This is a genomic window from Mycetocola miduiensis (assembly GCF_900115155.1).
Taxonomy (GTDB): domain Bacteria; phylum Actinomycetota; class Actinomycetes; order Actinomycetales; family Microbacteriaceae; genus Mycetocola_A; species Mycetocola_A miduiensis.
This window is the reverse complement of record NZ_FOVM01000001.1, coordinates 105141-122568: the sequence shown is the minus strand read 5'-3', so window position 1 is coordinate 122568 and position 17428 is coordinate 105141. Positions and strand designations below refer to the sequence as shown.

20 protein-coding genes are annotated in these 17428 nt (G+C 65.1%); 4 read left to right on the top strand and 16 right to left on the bottom strand.

Annotated elements, in window-relative coordinates; translation table 11 throughout:
• The first annotated feature begins 19 nt into the window (after window positions 1-19).
• Complete coding sequence (locus tag BM197_RS00575) at window positions 20-1408, top strand: sugar nucleotide-binding protein (RefSeq protein ID WP_090707905.1); 1389 nt, start codon at window positions 20-22, stop codon at window positions 1406-1408.
• A 45-nt stretch (window positions 1409-1453) separates the two neighbouring features.
• Here BM197_RS00575 and BM197_RS00570 read toward each other — a convergent pair whose 3' ends face one another.
• On the bottom strand, window positions 1454-1888 hold the full coding sequence (locus BM197_RS00570; RefSeq protein ID WP_090707903.1) for a VanZ family protein: 435 nt from the start codon (window positions 1886-1888) through the stop codon (window positions 1454-1456).
• 182 nt (window positions 1889-2070) lie between these two features.
• On the opposite strand from BM197_RS00570, the gene BM197_RS00565 reads away from it, so the two are divergent.
• Both BM197_RS00565 and BM197_RS00560 read left to right on the top strand, forming a co-directional pair.
• A complete protein-coding gene (locus tag BM197_RS00565; protein WP_090707902.1) occupies window positions 2071-2550 on the top strand; it encodes a MarR family winged helix-turn-helix transcriptional regulator in 480 nt (159 codons plus the stop codon).
• A gap of 337 nt (window positions 2551-2887) precedes the next feature.
• Window positions 2888-3598 (top strand): spermidine synthase, encoded by a 711-nt coding sequence (locus BM197_RS00560; protein WP_090707900.1) that lies wholly within the window; start codon window positions 2888-2890, stop codon window positions 3596-3598.
• On the opposite strand, the gene BM197_RS00555 is transcribed toward BM197_RS00560, so the two are convergent.
• The 10 genes from BM197_RS00555 to BM197_RS00510 all read right to left on the bottom strand — a co-directional run bounded on the left by BM197_RS00555 (window position 3595) and on the right by BM197_RS00510 (window position 12489).
• The gene (locus BM197_RS00555; RefSeq protein ID WP_090707899.1) at window positions 3595-3864 is read right to left on the bottom strand and encodes a hypothetical protein; all 270 of its coding nucleotides are present in this window, start codon (window positions 3862-3864) and stop codon (window positions 3595-3597) included. The genes BM197_RS00560 and BM197_RS00555 overlap by 4 nt on opposite strands.
• Before the next feature lie 124 nt (window positions 3865-3988).
• Window positions 3989-5224, bottom strand: coding sequence for an RNA polymerase sigma factor (locus BM197_RS00550; protein WP_090707897.1), 1236 nt, complete (start codon window positions 5222-5224; stop codon window positions 3989-3991).
• Between the two features lie 10 nt (window positions 5225-5234).
• A complete protein-coding gene (locus BM197_RS00545; RefSeq protein WP_090707896.1) occupies window positions 5235-5660 on the bottom strand; it encodes a YciI family protein in 426 nt (141 codons plus the stop codon).
• 217 nt (window positions 5661-5877) lie between these two features.
• The gene (locus BM197_RS00540; RefSeq protein WP_143094948.1) at window positions 5878-6846 is read right to left on the bottom strand and encodes a hypothetical protein; all 969 of its coding nucleotides are present in this window, start codon (window positions 6844-6846) and stop codon (window positions 5878-5880) included.
• 278 nt (window positions 6847-7124) lie between these two features.
• Entirely contained in the window at window positions 7125-7817 is a 693-nt protein-coding gene (locus BM197_RS00535; protein ID WP_090707892.1) for a nucleoside/nucleotide kinase family protein, read from the bottom strand.
• The gene (locus BM197_RS00530; protein WP_218151783.1) at window positions 7804-8676 is read right to left on the bottom strand and encodes a sugar phosphate isomerase/epimerase family protein; all 873 of its coding nucleotides are present in this window, start codon (window positions 8674-8676) and stop codon (window positions 7804-7806) included. Before BM197_RS00530 ends, BM197_RS00535 begins: the two co-directional genes overlap by 14 nt.
• A gap of 9 nt (window positions 8677-8685) precedes the next feature.
• Window positions 8686-9588 (bottom strand): sugar phosphate isomerase/epimerase family protein, encoded by a 903-nt coding sequence (locus tag BM197_RS00525; RefSeq protein WP_090708882.1) that lies wholly within the window; start codon window positions 9586-9588, stop codon window positions 8686-8688.
• A gap of 35 nt (window positions 9589-9623) precedes the next feature.
• Window positions 9624-10376 (bottom strand): ATP-binding cassette domain-containing protein, encoded by a 753-nt coding sequence (locus BM197_RS00520; RefSeq protein WP_090707891.1) that lies wholly within the window; start codon window positions 10374-10376, stop codon window positions 9624-9626.
• Complete coding sequence (locus tag BM197_RS00515) at window positions 10373-11356, bottom strand: ABC transporter permease (RefSeq protein WP_090708880.1); 984 nt, start codon at window positions 11354-11356, stop codon at window positions 10373-10375. Before BM197_RS00515 ends, BM197_RS00520 begins: the two co-directional genes overlap by 4 nt.
• Window positions 11357-11463: 107 nt before the next feature.
• Window positions 11464-12489 (bottom strand): substrate-binding domain-containing protein, encoded by a 1026-nt coding sequence (locus tag BM197_RS00510; protein ID WP_090707890.1) that lies wholly within the window; start codon window positions 12487-12489, stop codon window positions 11464-11466.
• A 149-nt stretch (window positions 12490-12638) separates the two neighbouring features.
• Between BM197_RS00510 and BM197_RS00505 the strand changes: the two genes are divergently transcribed.
• On the top strand, window positions 12639-13814 hold the full coding sequence (locus BM197_RS00505) for an ROK family transcriptional regulator (protein ID WP_090707888.1): 1176 nt from the start codon (window positions 12639-12641) through the stop codon (window positions 13812-13814).
• Between the two features lie 139 nt (window positions 13815-13953).
• On the opposite strand, the gene BM197_RS00500 is transcribed toward BM197_RS00505, so the two are convergent.
• The 5 genes from BM197_RS00500 to BM197_RS00480 all read right to left on the bottom strand — a co-directional run bounded on the left by BM197_RS00500 (window position 13954) and on the right by BM197_RS00480 (window position 17168).
• Window positions 13954-14721: an HAD-IIB family hydrolase gene (locus tag BM197_RS00500; protein WP_090707886.1), complete on the bottom strand. Its 768-nt coding sequence runs from the start codon at window positions 14719-14721 to the stop codon at window positions 13954-13956.
• Window positions 14714-15121, bottom strand: a complete 408-nt coding sequence (locus BM197_RS00495) for a hypothetical protein (protein WP_090707884.1) — start codon at window positions 15119-15121, stop codon at window positions 14714-14716. The genes BM197_RS00500 and BM197_RS00495 overlap by 8 nt, the downstream gene beginning before the upstream one ends.
• Before the next feature lie 139 nt (window positions 15122-15260).
• Window positions 15261-15614, bottom strand: a complete 354-nt coding sequence (locus BM197_RS00490) for a hypothetical protein (RefSeq protein ID WP_090707883.1) — start codon at window positions 15612-15614, stop codon at window positions 15261-15263.
• A gap of 127 nt (window positions 15615-15741) precedes the next feature.
• Window positions 15742-16461 (bottom strand): ANTAR domain-containing protein, encoded by a 720-nt coding sequence (locus tag BM197_RS00485; protein ID WP_090707881.1) that lies wholly within the window; start codon window positions 16459-16461, stop codon window positions 15742-15744.
• The gene (locus tag BM197_RS00480) at window positions 16458-17168 is read right to left on the bottom strand and encodes a GAF and ANTAR domain-containing protein (RefSeq protein WP_090707880.1); all 711 of its coding nucleotides are present in this window, start codon (window positions 17166-17168) and stop codon (window positions 16458-16460) included. Before BM197_RS00480 ends, BM197_RS00485 begins: the two co-directional genes overlap by 4 nt.
• Window positions 17169-17428 lie beyond the last annotated feature (260 nt).

Below are 17428 nucleotides of genomic sequence, written 5' to 3'. Positions count from 1 at the left end.
GAAGAGAGACGCTTCCTCCGTGATTGAAACCGGCAAATCCTTGAACGTGACCGAGTCGAGCATCCCCGGACTGCTCGTGGTTGACCTGCCCGTCCACGGCGACAACCGAGGATGGTTCAAGGAGAACTGGCAGCGGTCGAAGATGCTCGAACTGGGGCTGCCCGACTTCGGGCCGGTCCAGAACAACATCTCGTTCAACGACGCCGTCGGCACCACCCGCGGCCTGCACGCTGAACCGTGGGACAAGTACGTTTCTGTGGCCACCGGCCGCATCTTCGGCGCCTGGGTCGATCTGCGTGAGGGCCCGAGCTACGGCACGACCTTCACCGTCGAGGTGGATGCCTCACGGGCGGTGTTCGTGCCGCGGGGAGTCGCCAACGGCTACCAGACCCTCGAGGCCGACACCGCATACACCTACCTTGTCAACGACCACTGGTCGCCGGATGCCTCGTACGCGTTCATCAACCTCGCCGACGAAACCGCCGCCATCGACTGGCCGATCGCGCTGGACGAAGCCGAAACCTCGGCCAAGGACCGGGCCCACCCCCGCCTCGCCGACGTGGTGCCGATCCCTCGTCTGAAGACCCTCGTCATCGGTGGGGGACAGCTCGGCACTGCACTGCGATCCGCTCTCCCCGAGGCGGATGTCGTCACGCGCTCCACCCTGGACCTCACGAAGCCGTCCGACTTCGACGCGGTGCAGTGGAACGAGTACGACACCATCATCAACGCTGCCGCGTACACCGCCGTTGACACCGCTGAGACGCCGGAAGGCCGGCGTGCAGCCTGGGCAGTCAACGTCGAGGCCACGGCACGGCTCGCCCGGATCGCGACAGAGAACCGGCTCACCCTTGTTCACGTGTCGAGCGACTACGTGTTCGACGGAACCGCCGAAACCCATGTCGAGACCGAGGCGTTCAGCCCGCTCGGCGTCTACGGCCAGACCAAGGCAGCGGCCGACGCCCTCGTGAGCACGGTGCCGCGCCACTACGTCGTCCGTACCAGCTGGGTCGTGGGCGAAGGGCAGAACTTCGTCCGCACCATGGAGTCCCTCGCCCAGCGCGGCATCAAGCCGAGCGTCGTCGACGACCAGTTCGGGCGCTTGACGTTCGCGGATGACCTGGCCGCAGGCATCCGTCACCTCGTGGAGACGAAGGCGCCATTCGGAACGTACAACGTCAGCAATGAGGGACCGGTCATGAGCTGGGCGGATATCGCCCGTGAGATCTTCGACATCGTCGGAGTGGGCAAGGATGCCGTCACTGGCGTGACCGGTGCCGAGTACGCCGCTGGCAAGAGCCTCGCTCCGCGGCCGAACAACAGTGCGCTCGACCTGGCGAAGATCGAGGCGACCGGCTTTGTGCCGCGCGATGCGAGTGAAGCGTTGCGGGCGTACCTGCAGTCCTGACCCGTAGGTCGAGTGCCGATTTCGTTCGCTTGAACGGTCGTGTAGCTACTGCGGTTTCACCCGTTCTCGGCGGTACTGCAGCGCGACGGCTAGAAGGGTGCCGAGCACTCCGCCGATCGAGTTGGCGAGCACGTCTGTCGGATCGGCCACGCGCTCCGGGCGCAGCATCAGCTGAGCGAACTCGGCGGCGAAGGAGCCTGCAACACACAGGAGCGCGGCAATCCATCGGCGGCCTCGCGGCAAGAGCAGGGCAAGCGCGAAACCGAGTGGAACGAACAGCAGCACATTAGCGCCGAACTCCACAACGCCGTAGCGGAAAAGATCCGGCAGGCCGGCGGCACGCAACCGGTCGAGGAAGCTGCGCAGCGACCCGCTCAGCACTCGATCGACCGGCGTCGGCCACAGGATCACCAGCGCCCCGCCGATGAGCATGATTCCCAGCAGGGACAGGCCAACGATTCGGGAGGCACGAGTCGACATGGGGCCTCCGGATGCTGATCGGCGAGCGGTTGTGCGTCAGTCTAGGGGCCGGACTCCGCCGCCGGTGGCCCGGGCACGCTGATGGCCGCCGACGGAGGGCAGTCTCTCAGCAGGAAGCCGGAAGAAAGTCCCGCGCGGCCTTGTCGCGTAGTGTTGCTCGGACGGGGTGAAGGGGGAAAGATTTGAGAAACCGAAAACAGACGCAGAAGACGATCTCGCAGCTTCTCACCCATCGTTTGACGGCGCTCTCCGGCGCGCTCACCCGCAGCGCTGGTTTGCGGTACCGGCGCGAGTTCGACGTGAGCCTCGGCGAGTGGAGCGCGCTCGGGCTGCTGGGACAGGATCCGCAGCTCACCGTCAACCGACTGGCCGCCCGCGCCGGCGTCGACAAAGCACAGATGAGCAGAATCCTCTCGAAGCTTGTGGAACGCGGCTACATTGAGCGGGAACCGGGCGCTCGGAGGTCGACCCGGCTTACGCTCACGGCGTCGGGCAAGGACATCTACGCCGGGCTCCTCGGCGCCGCGAATGAGCGGGATGCGGAACTCCACGGCTCCATCGAGCCGGCGAAGATGCAGATCTTCGAGGAAGTTCTCGAACAGCTGACGGCACGCGCACGCGAGATCGAGGCCACCGAAATGGACCAGTCTCCGGAATCCTGACGCTAGAGGCAACATCGGTCGAAAGATTGAGCGCTACGAGCTCCGCTGGCTGGAGCGAAGCGAAGCCAAGGGCGTCTGGGTGATGCGGGAGGCGAGGACTGTGGGCCGACGCGCTTCGGTCGCTTCGCTCCCTCCAGCGAGCGGAAAAAGGGTCGCTCCCTCCAGCGAGCGGAAGTGGGTTCCCCCAGCGAGGTCCGCTGGCTGGAGCGAAGCGAAGCCAAGGGCGTCCCTCCAGCGAGCTCCGCTGGCTGGAGCGAAGCGAAGCCGAGGGCGTCTGGGTGATGCGGAAGGTGCGACCATTGGGCATGCGCACTTTCCCCCGACCACCCCGCACCCGATGAGCCTGCGCTTCGAGGAGCTGGCCTGGCAGGAGACCCCGCTCGGCGAGGTGAGCCTGCGCCGCCGGCGCGACCCCGCGCTCGACGTTGACATCTATGAGGTGAAGCTCGGCGACGAATTCCTGATGTCGAGCCTCTTCCCGGTCGCGGAGATCGAACTGGCCCACCTCGGCCTTGCCGCGGTGACCGGCGACGCCCTCACCGTCGTGATCGGCGGTCTTGGCCTCGGATACACCGCGGAAGCCGTACTCACCCACGATCGGGTCGCCAGCATGACCGTCGTAGACGCCCTCGATGCCGTGATCGACTGGCACCAACGTGAGCTGCTGCCGGTCTCGACTCCGATCGTGACGGATGCCCGCACCCGCCTTGTCCACGACGATTTCTTCGCGCTGATGCGGCGCCCGCCGGCATCCGACTCGTTGTTCGACGCGATCCTCGTCGACATCGACCACTCGCCCCGTCATTTGCTGAACGAGAACTCGGCGGGCTTCTACACGGCATCCGGCATCCGGCAGGCGGCTGCCCACCTCGAGCCTGGGGGAGCGTTCGCGCTCTGGTCGGATGATCCGCCCGACGACGCGTACGCCGCCCTGCTCGGCGACGTGTTTCACACCGTCGAGGCGCACGTGGTGTCGTTCGCGAACCCGCTCACCGGCGGCACGTCCTCGAACACGGTCTATGTGGCATCGAACGTGGTACGCCCCTAGGAGCGTGACCGCTGTCGTGCCAGAGTGCGACGCTTCAGGATGCCGATGATGATGAGTACGACGCCGGCACCGGTGAAGAGGGCGGCGCTGACGACCGTAGCCGTCTGCCACGCGGCATCCGCGGGTGCGTTTCCTTCGACAGGAGTGTTGGTGCCCTGGAATGTGTACAGCCCAACGAGGATCAGCCCGACGGCCAGCAGGATTGAACCGGTGATCAGCCAGCGCTTGCTCGTCGATGGTGTCTGGATGTTGTCGGTGGTAGCCATGGGGACACGGTAAAGACTTGAATGCAGGCGTTCAACCACTTGACTGGATCGGCGGACAGCCTCGACGGGTCAAAAAGTAAGCCCGGGTAGAGGCCGGCATCCGTTGCCAACGAGGCTCACCGGCTTAAAGCGACCGGGCTTTGGCTTCCAGGACCGCGCGTTCCTTCTCGTTGGCGGTGCGTCGGGCGGCGGTGAGCAGCTCGGAGCGGGCCTCGTCGACGCGGCCGAGCTGGGCGAGCAGCTCGCCACGCACACTCGGCAGAAGGTACGAGCCGCGCAGTGCCCCCTCGGCGACGAGGCTGTCAACGATGCGGAGCGCGTTCGCCGGGCCGGTGGCCATCGACACCGCCACCGCCCGGTTGAGGTCGATCACCGGGCTCGGGGCGATCCGGCCGAGTGCCTCGTAGAGCAGCACGATCTGCTCCCAGTCCGTGTCGTCGACGCTCGCCGCGGTGGCATGGCACTCGGCGATCGCCGCCTGCAGGCTGTAACTTCCTCGCCCGCGACCCACGGCATCCGCCTTCTGGAGCGCCGCCAGACCGCGCCCGATCTGGGCGCGGTCCCACCGCGACCGGTCCTGATCGGCGAGGAGGATCGGGCTGCCGTCTCGCGCGGTGCGGGCCGCGAACCGCGACGCCTGGAACTCCATCAACGCGACGAGCCCATGCACCTCGGGTTCGCGGGGGAGCAGGCCTGCGAGCACGCGGCCGAGCCGTAGGGCTTCAGAGGCAAGCTCGGTGCGGATCCACCGGTCCCCGCTTGTCGCAGCGTAGCCCTCGGTGAAGAGCAGGTACACGACACCGAGCACAGCGCTGAGCCGGGCGGGCCACTCGGCTGGTTCGGGCGCTTCGAACGGCACCTTCGCGGTGGACAGGGTCTTCTTCGCCCGAACGATCCGCTGCTGCACCGTTGCTACCGGCACGAGCAGCAGTCGGGCGATTTCTTCGGTGGTGAGACCGGCGACCACCCGCAGGGTCAACGCCACCTGCGCCTCGCGCGACAGCACCGGGTGGCACGCGGTGAAGACGAGTCGGAGTACGTCGTCGTCGATCGGCTGCCACTCGTCCTCGCCCGCCTGGTCGAGGTCGTGGGCGATGGCACGGTAGCGCTCGTCGAGCCGCTCCCGCCGCCGCCAGCCATCGATGGCTTTGCGCTTGGCGATAGCCGTGAGCCAGGCGCCCGCATTCTGCGGAACGCCTGACTCAGGCCACTGCTTCAACGCATCGAGGACCGCCTCTTGCGCGAGGTCTTCGGCGAGGCCGACATCACCGGTCATCTTCGCGAGCGTCGCGACGATGCGGGCGCCCTCGATGCGCCAGACGGCATCGACCGTGCGACGGATGTCGGTTGCCGCGGTCATCAGATGCCGCCTACTTGGCCTCGAGCTCTTCGCGCCAGCGTTCTTCTTTCTTCAGGTACTCGTTGTCGGCGAACTCTGCGAAGTCGCTCATGTCGGTGACGCGGCGAACCTCCAGCTTGCTGCCGGGGCCGAGGGGGCAGCGGGTTGCCCACTCGATGGCCTCTTCCTTGCTGCCGACTTCGAGGATCCAGAAGCCGCTGAACAACTCGTGGGTCTCGCCGTACGGGCCGTCGGTCACGAGAGGTGTCTCGGTGTTGAAGTCGACGACGAACGCGTCACTGAGGTCGTCGGCGAGCCCATCGCCGGAGAGCAAGACGCCGGCCTTGATCAGTGATTCGTTGTATGCACCCATCGCGTTGATGATCTTCTCGAAGTCGGCCTTCTCGTATTCCTTCTTCGCGGCATCCGTCGAGCGCATGATCAGCATGAACTTCATGGTGTTCTCCTTCGTGCCGGGGCCGCCCGATGCGTCCCTCTACTTATGCGTCGAATGGGATCGTGCCGGATCGACATCACCTCGAAAAATACCCTCCAAAGTTTGCGAGAGCTACGGCGGTGCACAATTCAGCCTGGATTCCGCCGGATCTGCCCGGAGTTCCCTCCCAGGGCCACCGACGCGACGGATTGGCTGAGTTATGCGCACCGAGCGGGTTCTACTTCGCCGCCTTCTCCTTCGGGAGCAGCAGGGTGCGCAGCGAGTCGTCCTGAAGATTGTCGATAGCGCTCTGCTTCTCTTCCTTGAGCTCCTTCTTCTTCGCCGCCGTCAGTCCCTTGGCACCGAGCTTCTTGTCGAGCGCTGCGATCTCCTGGGTCAGCCGGACATCGTTGAAAGCTGCGAAGGCATCCGTCACATCCGTGTGAAGCGGCCCGCGATCAGCACTGAGGAATCGTGTCGTCAGCTCAGCGGTCAGCTCCATCGCCTTCCACTTCTTGAGATCGTCGTCCCGGGTTCCATCCACCTTCAGGAGCGCGTAAGGCCAGTCCTCCTCGACCCGCTTGCGGGTGTCCCGCCACAGCAGCTTGCCGTTCTCGTCGACGACATAGTCCTCGCCGTCGATCTCGAGTTCGACTTCAGCGGACTCCTTCCACCACAGGAACTCCGACACCTCCACGTTGATGTAGTCGGGTGTCAGCAGCACCCATCCGCCCCGGAAGTTTCCTTCGCGGGTGGCCTCGATGTTCATCTGCCAGCCGAGATTGACCGGCTCACCGTCGAGGAGATTGTCGATGAGATCGACGCCGATCTCTAGCGCGGCACCCGCGGCAGTCACGATCGCCTGACCTTGCGGGCCGGCGCCGAGAAAGGCCGGCAGCCCGGCGACGCCGGTCGCCGTCTGGACCCATTTCTTGGCGACCTCCGGGTCGAAGGCGTGGTCGGTCGCGATCTTGATCGAGACGTCCAGCTCCCGCGCGTCAACCGCAGCCGAGTAGTAGACGAGCTTCGAACCCTCCCCAGCGTCAACCGGCAGGAACCGCCGGGGCTTCATGCCGGAGCGGTACCAGTTCAGGGCCTTCACCCCCTCGGGGTGATCGCGGGGATCCTTTACCCGGGAGAGGATAAGTACGTCGCGCTTGCCCTCGAAGAGGTCGCCAAGCCAGACGTCTTCGATCTGGATGGTCATCGGCTTCCCCGGGCCGATCGGCTTGCCAGGGAGCACTCTTGTCGAGGTATGTCTTCCTTCCGACCTCACCGGTGTGCCTTCTGCCGGCACGACGGGCGTTCCCCGGCGTTTCGTTCCCGCTGCGCTGCCTAACTGCTCGACTGGGCGTCCCTGGCGTGGATTGTCGCTTCTCATGGTCGGACTCCAATGCTCAGACGATGGAGCCGATGTTCCCACCGGCCCATCCGGTGGGCAACACCCCGTATGGGGCACGTCCGGCCCTTCAGTTCTGTGCGACTTCAAGCCGAGAGGATGGTGGTATCGACTCCTGAGATGATGAGCGTTGCCCGCTCCCTCGACGGCTCGATCATGAGCGCATTGGTGCCGTCGACTGTGCGGGCCCACGCTTCGGCGGCCTCCGCGGAACGGCCGTGCCGCTCGTGCCGGTCGACGAGCCGTCGCAGTCGCTCCGACTCCGAGGTCTCGCAGAACCAGGACTCGGCCATCAGTGGCGCGATCTGCGACCACGGCTCCCGGTCGATGAGCAGGTAGTTGCCCTCGACGACGACAATCCGAGCGGATGCCGCGACAGCGATCTCCGCCGCGATGCCCTCGTCCACGCGGCGATCGAAACTCGGGGCATACACTTCGTGGTCGGTCTCGACGAGTACCCGGCGGAGCAGGGACACGAATCCCCACCCGTCGAAGGTGTCGATCGCTCCCTTGCGGTCGTGAATGCCGAGCCGGTCGAGGGTGGCGTTCGCGAGGTGATAACCGTCCATCGGCAGGTAGACGGCAACAGGGGCGGTCTCACCAGCTTCTGTGATCGCGTTGATCCTGTCGACGAGTTGGCGGGCAAGCGTCGTCTTGCCGGCACCCGGGCTCCCGGTGATGCCGAGGAGAACCCGGCGTTCCGACCCGATCAGGTCGATCGCCCGGCGCGCGAGGGCATCCCAGTCGCCCGTACTCGACTCGGGCTTAGAAGTCGCCACGGTTCGCCGCGAGCATGGTGCTCATGTAGGTGTGGGCATGCTTGGCGAGGGCCGGGCCGTCGTTCCACAGGTTGCGCCAGATCGCCAGGTCGTTCGACAGGGTCGGCGATACCACGGCGGAGGAGAACGATTCGAAGGTGATGGCGCCCGCGTACCCGATCTGCTGGAGGGCGTGGAAGAACGACATGAAGTCGAGGTGCCCGCTGCCGAGGTAACCGCGGTGGTTCTCGCCGACGTGGACGTAGCCGAGGCGGTCGCCGGCGAGCAGGATCGGCCGTACGAAGTCGTCCTCCTCGATGTTCATGTGGTAGGTGTCGAGGTGGATCAGCACATTGTCTTCGCCGATGTCATCAGCGAGCGTAAGAGCCTGGCTCGCGGTGTTGATGACGTTGGTTTCGTACCGGTTGCAGACCTCGAGGCCGAGGGTCATGCCCTTCTCCTTCGCGTCCTTGGCCAGGTCCTGCAGCACGGCAACGACGTTGGCACGTCCGGCAGAACTCAGCGCCTGACCGTACTTGCCGAGCGCGCTGTAGAGCGCCCCGGTGAAGTGGGTTCCACCGAGGTCCGCGGTGATCTGCAGCGAATTCTGCAGCAGCTTCGCGCCCCTGGCGACGATCGCTGGGTTGCTGCTCGACACATCCGCGTCGAAGGCGAGCCCGCGAGAACAGACGATGTCGAGCCCGGCGTCATCGAGAGCCGACTTCGCCGCGGCGACATCGAGGTTGACGGCATCGTGCAACGACATCTCAAGGATGTCGTAGCCGGCCTTCTTCGCTTCACCGACGGTGTACGCCACCTCGTCCGGTGTCGTTCCACCGGAGAAGACGAGAGCGTGAACGCCGAGTTTGTTGATCGTCATGGGAGTTCCTTAACCGGTTGTGGAGAGTGGGCGGGGAGAAAACTCGACACAGGCTCGGCGAGCGGTCTCGAGGTTGCTGCGGAGAAAGAGGTTCGCACTGCGGGCCAGGTCGGCGGGGTCGTCCCAGAGGTTTCGCCACAGCCCGATGTCGTCGGCGGTGTCCTGGCCGACAACGTCGCTCGAGAAAGACTCGAACGTGATCGGGCCGGTGTACCCGCTGAGCACGAGCTGGCGGAACAACCCCGGCCAGTCGACGCTGCCCGACCCGAGATAGCCACGGTGGTTCTCGGCGGCGTGGACGTAGCCGAGCAGCTCGCCCGCATCACGCACGGCGGTCGCCTGGTCGGGTTCCTCCAGGTTGGCGTGGAACGTGTCGAGGTGCAGGAGAACGTTGTCGGCCCCCAGATCGTGGATGAACTCCACGGTCTGCCCGGCGGTGTTGAGCAGGTTGCTCTCGTACCGGTTCACGTACTCCATCCCCAGGCGGATGCCCGCGTCGCCGGCTTTCGCCGCCACCCGGCGCAGCACGGCGAGTGAGTTGTCACGGCTCGCCGCGCTTGCCGCGTGGGTGTACTTGGCCATTTTGGAGTAGAGCACCCCGCCGATGTACGGCGCGCCGATGCCGCGGGCGAAAGTGACCGCGTCCTCGAGCATCCGTTCGCCGCGATCGGAGGCCTCGGCATCCTCGGTGTTGATGTCGAGGTTCTCGCCGAGGGCCAACGATACGACCGCGTCGAGGCCATTGTCGGCGAGCAGGCGCCGGGTCAGGGCCAGGTCGGTGGTGCGCGGGTCGCGAACCGGGATCTCGATCAGGTCGAAACCGGCCCGTGCGCTTTCACTGATCGCGTATTCGGCCGAGGCGGGAGTCCAGTCGCCGACCCAGACGCCGGCGTGGATGCCTATCGGGTTCACGGCTAAGAACTGTGCATCGGGGGTGCCCACGACGCTCACGCGGCCTTGGCGCCGGTGATGAGGGCGACGAGTTCATCTCCGCTCGTCTCCGACGAACGCCGTTCGGCTACGGCGAGTCCGGCGCGCATCACCCAGATGTGGTTGGAGAGCCGCATGACCTGATCGAAGTTGTGGCTGATCAGCAGGACGGCGACGCCGGAGTCCCGCAGCGTGTTGATCACGTTTTCAACGCGCGCGGTCTCCTGCACGCCGAGTGCAGCGGTCGGTTCGTCCATGATCACGATCTTGCTGCCCCAGCCGGCGGCCCGGGCGATGGCGACCGCCTGGCGCTGGCCGCCAGACAGTCGGCGCACTTTGCTGGTGACGGAAGGAGCGTTGACCGCGAGGTTGTTGAGCAGCTCGTGCGACGTCGACTTCATCTGCTTGCGGTCGAGGGTCTTGAACGGCCCGGCACCCTTGGTGAGTTCCCGGCCAAGGAAGAAGTTCTGCCAGACGGCAAGCTCCTCAACCAGGGCGAGGTTCTGGTGCACGGTTTCGATGCCGTGCTGGCGGGCGAGGTTCGGCGTCTCGAAGGTGACATCCTCGCCATCGAGTGTGATGGTTCCGCTGTCGGGGCGGTGGATGCCGGACAGGCAGCGGACGAGGGTCGACTTGCCTGCACCGTTGTCGCCGATGAGGGCGGTGATCTCGCCGCGTCGCATCCCGATCGATGCGCCTTTGAGAGCGTGGACCCCGCCGAACGACTTGGTGATGTTGTCTGCGGTGAGAACGAAATCTGGAGTGGTCATTTCTTCTGGAACCTCGTCAGTAGGGCGGCCAGGACGACAACGAGTCCGACGGCGAGCGGCTGGTAGAACTGCGACACACCGAGCAGGGTGAGTCCGTTGGTGAGGGCGGTGAGCAGGAGCGCACCGATGATCGGACCGACGATCTTGGCCTTGCCGCCGGTGAGGCTCACGCCACCGAGCACGACGGCAGCGATGGAGTTGAGGAGGAACTGGGTGTTGATGGCCGGTTCGGCGGCACCGACACGGGCGACGAGGAGGAGCGCGGCGACACCGGCGAGTACTGCGGCGATGAGGTAGACGGCCATCCGGACCCGGGTGGCGCTGATGCCGTTGGCGACGGCGCTTTCCTCACTGCCGCCGACTGCCTGCACATGGAGGCCGAAGCGCGTGCGGAACATGACGAACCAGGCGACGACACCGATGATGGCCGCGAGGATGATCGGATAGCCGAAGATCCCGATGGAGCCAGAGGTGAGGACGAGCAGCTCGGAGGAACTGACGGGGATCGGCTTTCCGTTCGAGATGATCAGCGCGAGGCCGGTCGCAACCGAGAGAGTCCCCAGGGTGGCGATGAAATCGGTCACCTTGCCTTTGGCGATGAGCAGGCCGTTCGCCAGGCCGATCACGCCCGCCGTGAGGATGGCGATGATCGCTGAGAGAATGAAACCGTACCCGGCTTGCCAGGCGAGGCCGAAGCCCACAGCGCCCAGGGTCATGGTCGCTGAGATCGAGAGGTCGATGCCGCCTGTCGTGATGACGAAGGCCTGGGCGACAGCCAGGACGATGAGGATGGCCGCGGCGACGAGCATGGCGCGGATGTTGCCAAGGGTGAGGAAGCTTGGGCTGAGGATCGAGAACACGATCACCAGGGCGATGAGCCCGATCGGTGCGGCGTTCTCGGCCCAGAAGCTGATCTGGCGGGCCTGGCCCAGTATCGACGAAGTTGTCGTCGTGGGCCGCTCTGCCTCGATTTTAGTCATGATGCTCACAGTTCTTCTTCGAAGTTCGCGTCGTGGATACGCTGGCGGAAGGGGCGGGGCGGTGTGCCGGTCGGGAAACAGGCACACCGCCACGGATGGCGCGCGGATTATTTCTCGAGCGGGTTCTCGAACTCTTCGAACGGCTGCGGAAAAGCCTCGATAGCGTCGTCGGCCACGTCAGTGGTCACCAGCGCGGTCGGCGATTCGACCGTTTCGGGCAGGTCGTCACCGGCAGCCGCTGCCTCGCACGCCTGCACGCCGAGCTGTCCGATTGCGTACGGGTACTGGGCGACGGTCGCGGTGAGCCCGCCTGCTTTGACCGATTCAAGAGCATCCTCGTTGCCGTCGACGCTGACCACGACGATCTCACCGGTGCGGCCGGCGTTCTCGATGGCCTTCACGATGCCGAGACCCATGTCGTCGTTCGCGGCGAAGAACGCCTTGACGTTGGGGTTGGCGGCGATGATGTCGGTGGCCGCGGTCAGCGCCACCTCCCGCTTCCAATCTGCGGCGCTCTCCTGGATCACAGTCAGCTTGCCGTCAACGGCCGCTTTGAATCCGTCGACGCGGGCGCCGCTGGTCACGTCGCCGGCGATCCCGCCGATGATCGCCACCTCGGAGTCCTGCTCGACTTGCTCGGCGACGAAGTCACCGGCTTTGCCGCCTGCTGCCTTGTTGTCGGTGCCGATGTACGTGGCGATATCGATGTTCGCCGTCTTCGCGGCATCCGCGTCGATCGGGCTGTCGATGTTGACGATCGTCTTGCCTGCTGACGACACCTGGGTCAGGGCCTGGATGAGGTTGGTGCCGCTGATCGGGTTGACGATGTAGCAGCCGAAGTCCTGCCCGGCGAGCGTGGTGAGTTTGTCGGCCTGGCCGGTGGTGTCGCCGATGTCTGCGGCGGCCTGGACCGTCGCGTCGGGGTCGGCATCCTTGATGCCATCTTCCATGGCTTGGAAGAACGGGTTGTCGAGGCCTTTGATGACCGCGGCGATCTTGTCGCCGGAGGCGGCGTCTGAGCCGGAGCCGGAGCCGCTGTCGCCACCCGAACAAGCGGTGAGGGCAAGGGCGAGAACCCCGACGGGAATGACGACACGCAGGCTCTTTGCCCACGGTGCTGGTGAACTGAACATCTTCGTCCTTGAGGGATCAGGGGCACCACTGTGTGCCGTTACCCAAAAACTACGCGACCTTTCGTGTTTACGCAACACAAAAGTCAGGAATGTTTTAGTTCTTGGTATATTCAACGTATCTCGTACCCCTGCAGCGCAACGGAGCCCCTGTGTCACTTATCGAAACCGGATCGCACATCAGCGACGTGCTCGACCTCTTCCGCACGCACGGCGAGCTCAGCCGCACCGAGGTCATGGACATCTCGGGGTTATCGCGGTCAACGGTGAACCAGCGTCTGACGTCCCTCCTTGCCGGGGGGCTCATCACGCCGCTGACCGGTGGCGAGTCCACCGGTGGGCGCCCGTCCAGCCGGTTCGCGCTCAATGCGGAACGCGCCGTCTTCCTCACCGCCGACATCGGGGCATCCGGCTTCACCGTGGCTGTGTGCGACTTGAGCGGAACCGCGCTTCGCCACACGAAGCGTTCCATAAACGTGTGGGAAGGCCCGGATCTGGTCTTGGGCGAAGTGCACGCCGCGTTCGAAGAGCTGCGCGGGGATGAGGATGTCTGGGGCATCGGCATCGGTGTTCCTGGGCCGGTGGAGTTTGCTGCCGGCCGCGTGGTGAATCCGCCGATCATGACCGGTTGGGATGGTTTCGACATCGCCGGCTGGTTCACGTCGCGGTATGGCGTGACGGTCGTCGTCGAGAACGACGCCAACGCCCGAGCGGTGGTCGAGTCGCGGCAGCACCACAGTGACAATCTCATCAGCCTCAAACTCGGCACAGGGATCGGGTCGGGACTGGTCTTTCACGGGCAAATCATCCGCGGGAGCGAGGGCGCCGCCGGAGACATCGGGCACACCCGTGCCGCGATCGCCACAGATGTTCCCGCTCTGCAGTGCCGGTGCGGCAACATCGGATGCGTCGAGGCCTACGCAGGAGGGTGGGCTCTCGTCCGGGACCTCGAAGCCGAGGGGCTGGCCGTGTCGAGCGTGGCCGACGTCGTCGACCTGGTGAAACGCGGTGACATCTCAGCGGTGCGTGTGGTTCGTCAGGCCGGGCGGGTTCTCGGTGAGGCGGTCGCCGAGCTGGTGAGCATCCTGAACCCCGGCACGATCGTTGTTTCCGGGTTGCTTGCGGAGTGCGACGAGGTGCTTCTCGCCGGCGTGCGGGAACGGGTGTACCAGCGGGCGCTTCCCCTGGCGACGAGGAACCTCACGATCACGCGGTCCGTGCTCGGCGAGTTGGCCGGGGTCGCCGGACTCGCCCTCATCACCGCGGACCAGATCTTCCACGCGGCGACAATCGACAGGCTGCTGACGCCGGTCGTCGCATCCGCGTGAGGATTCGCGGCTCGCATCCCGTTGCTCCGTCGGTAATGGCTGGAGTTTTCAAAGAAGTCCGACCATTAGCGACCGGGCGGGCACCGCGCCGAACAGCCGTTTGCGACCGAGCAAGCTGGCCGCGGCATCCGCGTGAGGGCTACGCGGCGGCTCGCAACTGCGGAATCAGCGCCTCGATGAAGCGTGCGGTGTCTTCCCAGCCGTCTACTGCTTCACAGCGCACGCCCAGGGCCTTCACCGGGTAGTCGTTGCCGTTCTCGTCGAGGCGGTCACCGACGAAGAGCATGTCGTCGAGCGGGATGCCGGTGAGCTCGGCGAGCTTCTTCATCCCGTACGCCTTGTCGATTCCCTTGCGGGTGATGTCGACGGACGTGGAGCCGCCCGAACGGACCTCGAGGTCGGGGATGTCGGCGGCAACGGCCTCACGGAGCGTGTTCTTCTTCTCGCCGGTCGGGTCCCAGGCCTGCTTCGCCGCAACCGGCGCAGCCTGGCCGAGGGCCGAGAACGTGATCTGCGAACCGCGGTCTTCGAGGATCGGGCCCCAGGTGTCCGACTCCCAGAAGCCGAGCTCCTTCGCGCGCGCCTCGACAGCGGCAAGGGCACGGCTCTTTTCGTCTTCGGTGAGGTTCTCGGCGTAGACCTGCTCCCAGGCGTCGTTCTCGAACCGGAAGTACTGGGTGCCACACGTCGGCATCAGGTGCAGGCGCTCGAGGTGCGCCGAGCCGGCCTTGGGCAGGTTGTCGATCGCCTGCATCTTGAACTGGGCGAACTGGCCGCCGGAGATGATGCACACCGGCACGACGTCGAGGAGGTCGGCGAGGATTTGTGACATCCGCGGGTCCATCGGCGACTTCGAGGGAGCGAGCGTGTCATCGAGGTCGAACGCGACCAGGCGGGTTTCAGGCATGGGTCCATTCTTGCAAGTTTGTTGTGACGGCAGGTTCGGCGTGAACGAAGGCTGGGTCCGGGGGCGGAGGGGCACCCGGGATCAGGCCGAGCGAACCGACGAGAACATCGTCCTCACCGAGGACAAGTGCGTAGCAGTACCAGGCAGGACCCTCGGGTCCGGCGAACTCGAAGCGAGCGTCGAACCCGCTGGCGAAGGGTGCATCCCGGGCGACGACGATACTGCAACTGCGGTCAGCGGTTCGCGTCGCGGTTGAAGCGGTCACCAGGATGCCGGGGAGCACGAGTCCGAGAATCCCGAGAACGATGAGGATGCGAGCTGGGCGCAGGATCCGCTGCGAGGCGAGAGGTCGGCCATCATTTGGCTCGTAGCCATCAAGTTCGGGGTGGTAGTCGCTCACCGTGCCATTGTTCCACCTGTGGCTGGGTGGGGCCTCTTCACGGCCGCGTCGAGGTATGACGTCGCTGGCCCGGCTCCGTTGGCAGGCGGGGCAACCGCCTCAGGAGGATCATCCGGGCCAGCGACGGGTCGTGGAGTGATCAGACGGATTCGGCCAGGTCGCTGTAGTCGAAGGAGAAAGCGCTGAATGACAATTCGGGCGCGACCGTCTGAGGGCTCGACTCATGTTGGCCGTCTGAACGGTCGTACAGGACTTTCACCAGGTCGTTGTCGAGCAACTCGCTGAACCGGCTGTCCTCTGACTCGGAGACCAGCTGGCTGGTCGGACCGAGCAGGAAGTTCGCACGACCTACCGTGCCGTCAGCTTTGCGAATCGGGATGTCCACCGATGCCGACGTATTGTGAGCAGAGAGGAAGTGGGCATAGTTGACAAGCGCGTGAGCGATCAGGTCGCCGGTCACAAATGAACTGCCCGCATAATGGATGCGTTCCATGGCAATACCCCTTCAGCTCAAACTCTCGCGTGGCGAGGGCCGTCCCGGGGTCCAGGGGACGCACGTTACGGATTGGAACCAATCCGTTCATACAAACTACACCCGATTGGGGGGGCAAGTGAAGGGGTCATTCTCCGATTATCAGCGAACGTGAAACCACCTGTTCCGCTACCGTCGAGAGGAGCATCCCGTGGTTCCGGGAGTACCGGCGCATCAGGTTGAACGCCTCGTCTGTCGTCACGCTGTGCGTCTGCGAGAGCACGCCCTTGGCCTGCTCGATGACGATGCGCGAGGTCAGCGCCCGCTGTAACTGGTCGCGAACGGCATCGCTCTCCTGCAGGGAGCGCGCGTGCAGGATGCCTATTGTTGCGACATCCGCGAGCGCCTGTGCCGCCCGAACATCGCGTTCGTTCAACTCTCCGAAGTCTGAGCGGAGCAGGTTGAGCGCTCCGATGGTCGTCTCGCGCAGGCGCATGGGAAGCGCGTACACCGACGCAAAGCCTTGCTGTGCTGCGCTGTCCCTGAACCGATTCCACTTGTGGGGACTCTTGCTGATGTCGGGAACGGACACCGCCTGCCCTGTCGTGATGCAATCGATGCAGGGTCCGGCCTGGGCGCTCAACTGCATGACCTCCACCAGCCGCGACGCTTCGCTGGTCGACGCGACCACTTCGATGTTGCCGTCCGGGTCCGTGAGCAAGATGCCGGCGGCCGTCACATCAAGCAGGTCGCGGCAGTTGTCCACGAGCGTCTGCAGAAGGTCGACCGCGTCGTAGTCGTCAACAAGCGTGTCTGCAAGGGTCGCGAAGGCATCCACGAGCTGTCCTTCCCGGGTTAGCTCAGTCATGGCGATTCCTCGATTCCGGAGTCTCTCATCGAGAAGTTGAGTCGCCTGTCAACGATGTCTTCTGCGATTTCCTGCATGGTGCGCCCCGTCGCGAACGCATGGGCCTGAATGACGAGCCGGGCCTCGTCTGGTGGGATGTCGAGCTGGGCCAGTACCATTCCCGTCGCCTGGTGGATGGTGCGACGCGAGAATTGCGTGTCTGTGAGGGAGTTCGGGTCGCCACCGGCGCGTTCAAGGGCGCGGTGGAGCACGAGACGGCTCACTACCCTCGCGAAGGCGGCGCCTTGTCGGGTCTGCACCTCGCTCAGCGACGCGGGTTTGATCGAGTACATATCCATCGCGCCGAGTCGGAGAGTGCCGACAAAGAGAGGGAAGGCGTGGATCGCGCCGATGTTCTCCCGCCGGATCGCATCGGAAAAAGCGGGCCAGATTCCGCCAGGGTGCTGCCGCAGATTCGGTTCGAGAACCGGCCTCCTCGACTCGAAGGCGTCCCAGCACGGGCCTTCGCCGAGGTCGAACTGTAACTCGTCGAGTCGGGCGGCAAGCGCGTCAGACGCGGAGAGGGTTTCATTGCCGAGAAAGTCGCCCATTGTCGAAATGGCCACTCCGCTGACCGGAAGCGCGTCGGCGATCGGTATTGCCAGGCTGGTGCCGGGGGGCGTGGGACCGGTCAGTGCGTCCATGGCTTCGGCGAACGCGTCAGGCACGGCAACCTCCCTCGGCTTTCCTCTGGACAACACTGCCCTGCCTTAATGTTACGCCTCGGTTGCCCCGGTCAGAATACCCTTGTCGAGTCCTGCGGATGCCGTTCGCGTGCCGTGAGCGGCATCCGCTCATCCGCCCAAACGGCTGCGCTCGCGGACGCTCGCATAGCGCGAAAACTGGATTGCACAAGGGCCACCTTTTTTGCGTTTACCAAGGGTAATGTTGCCCAATCACACGCAGTACGGCTGGACCGTGCGAAGCA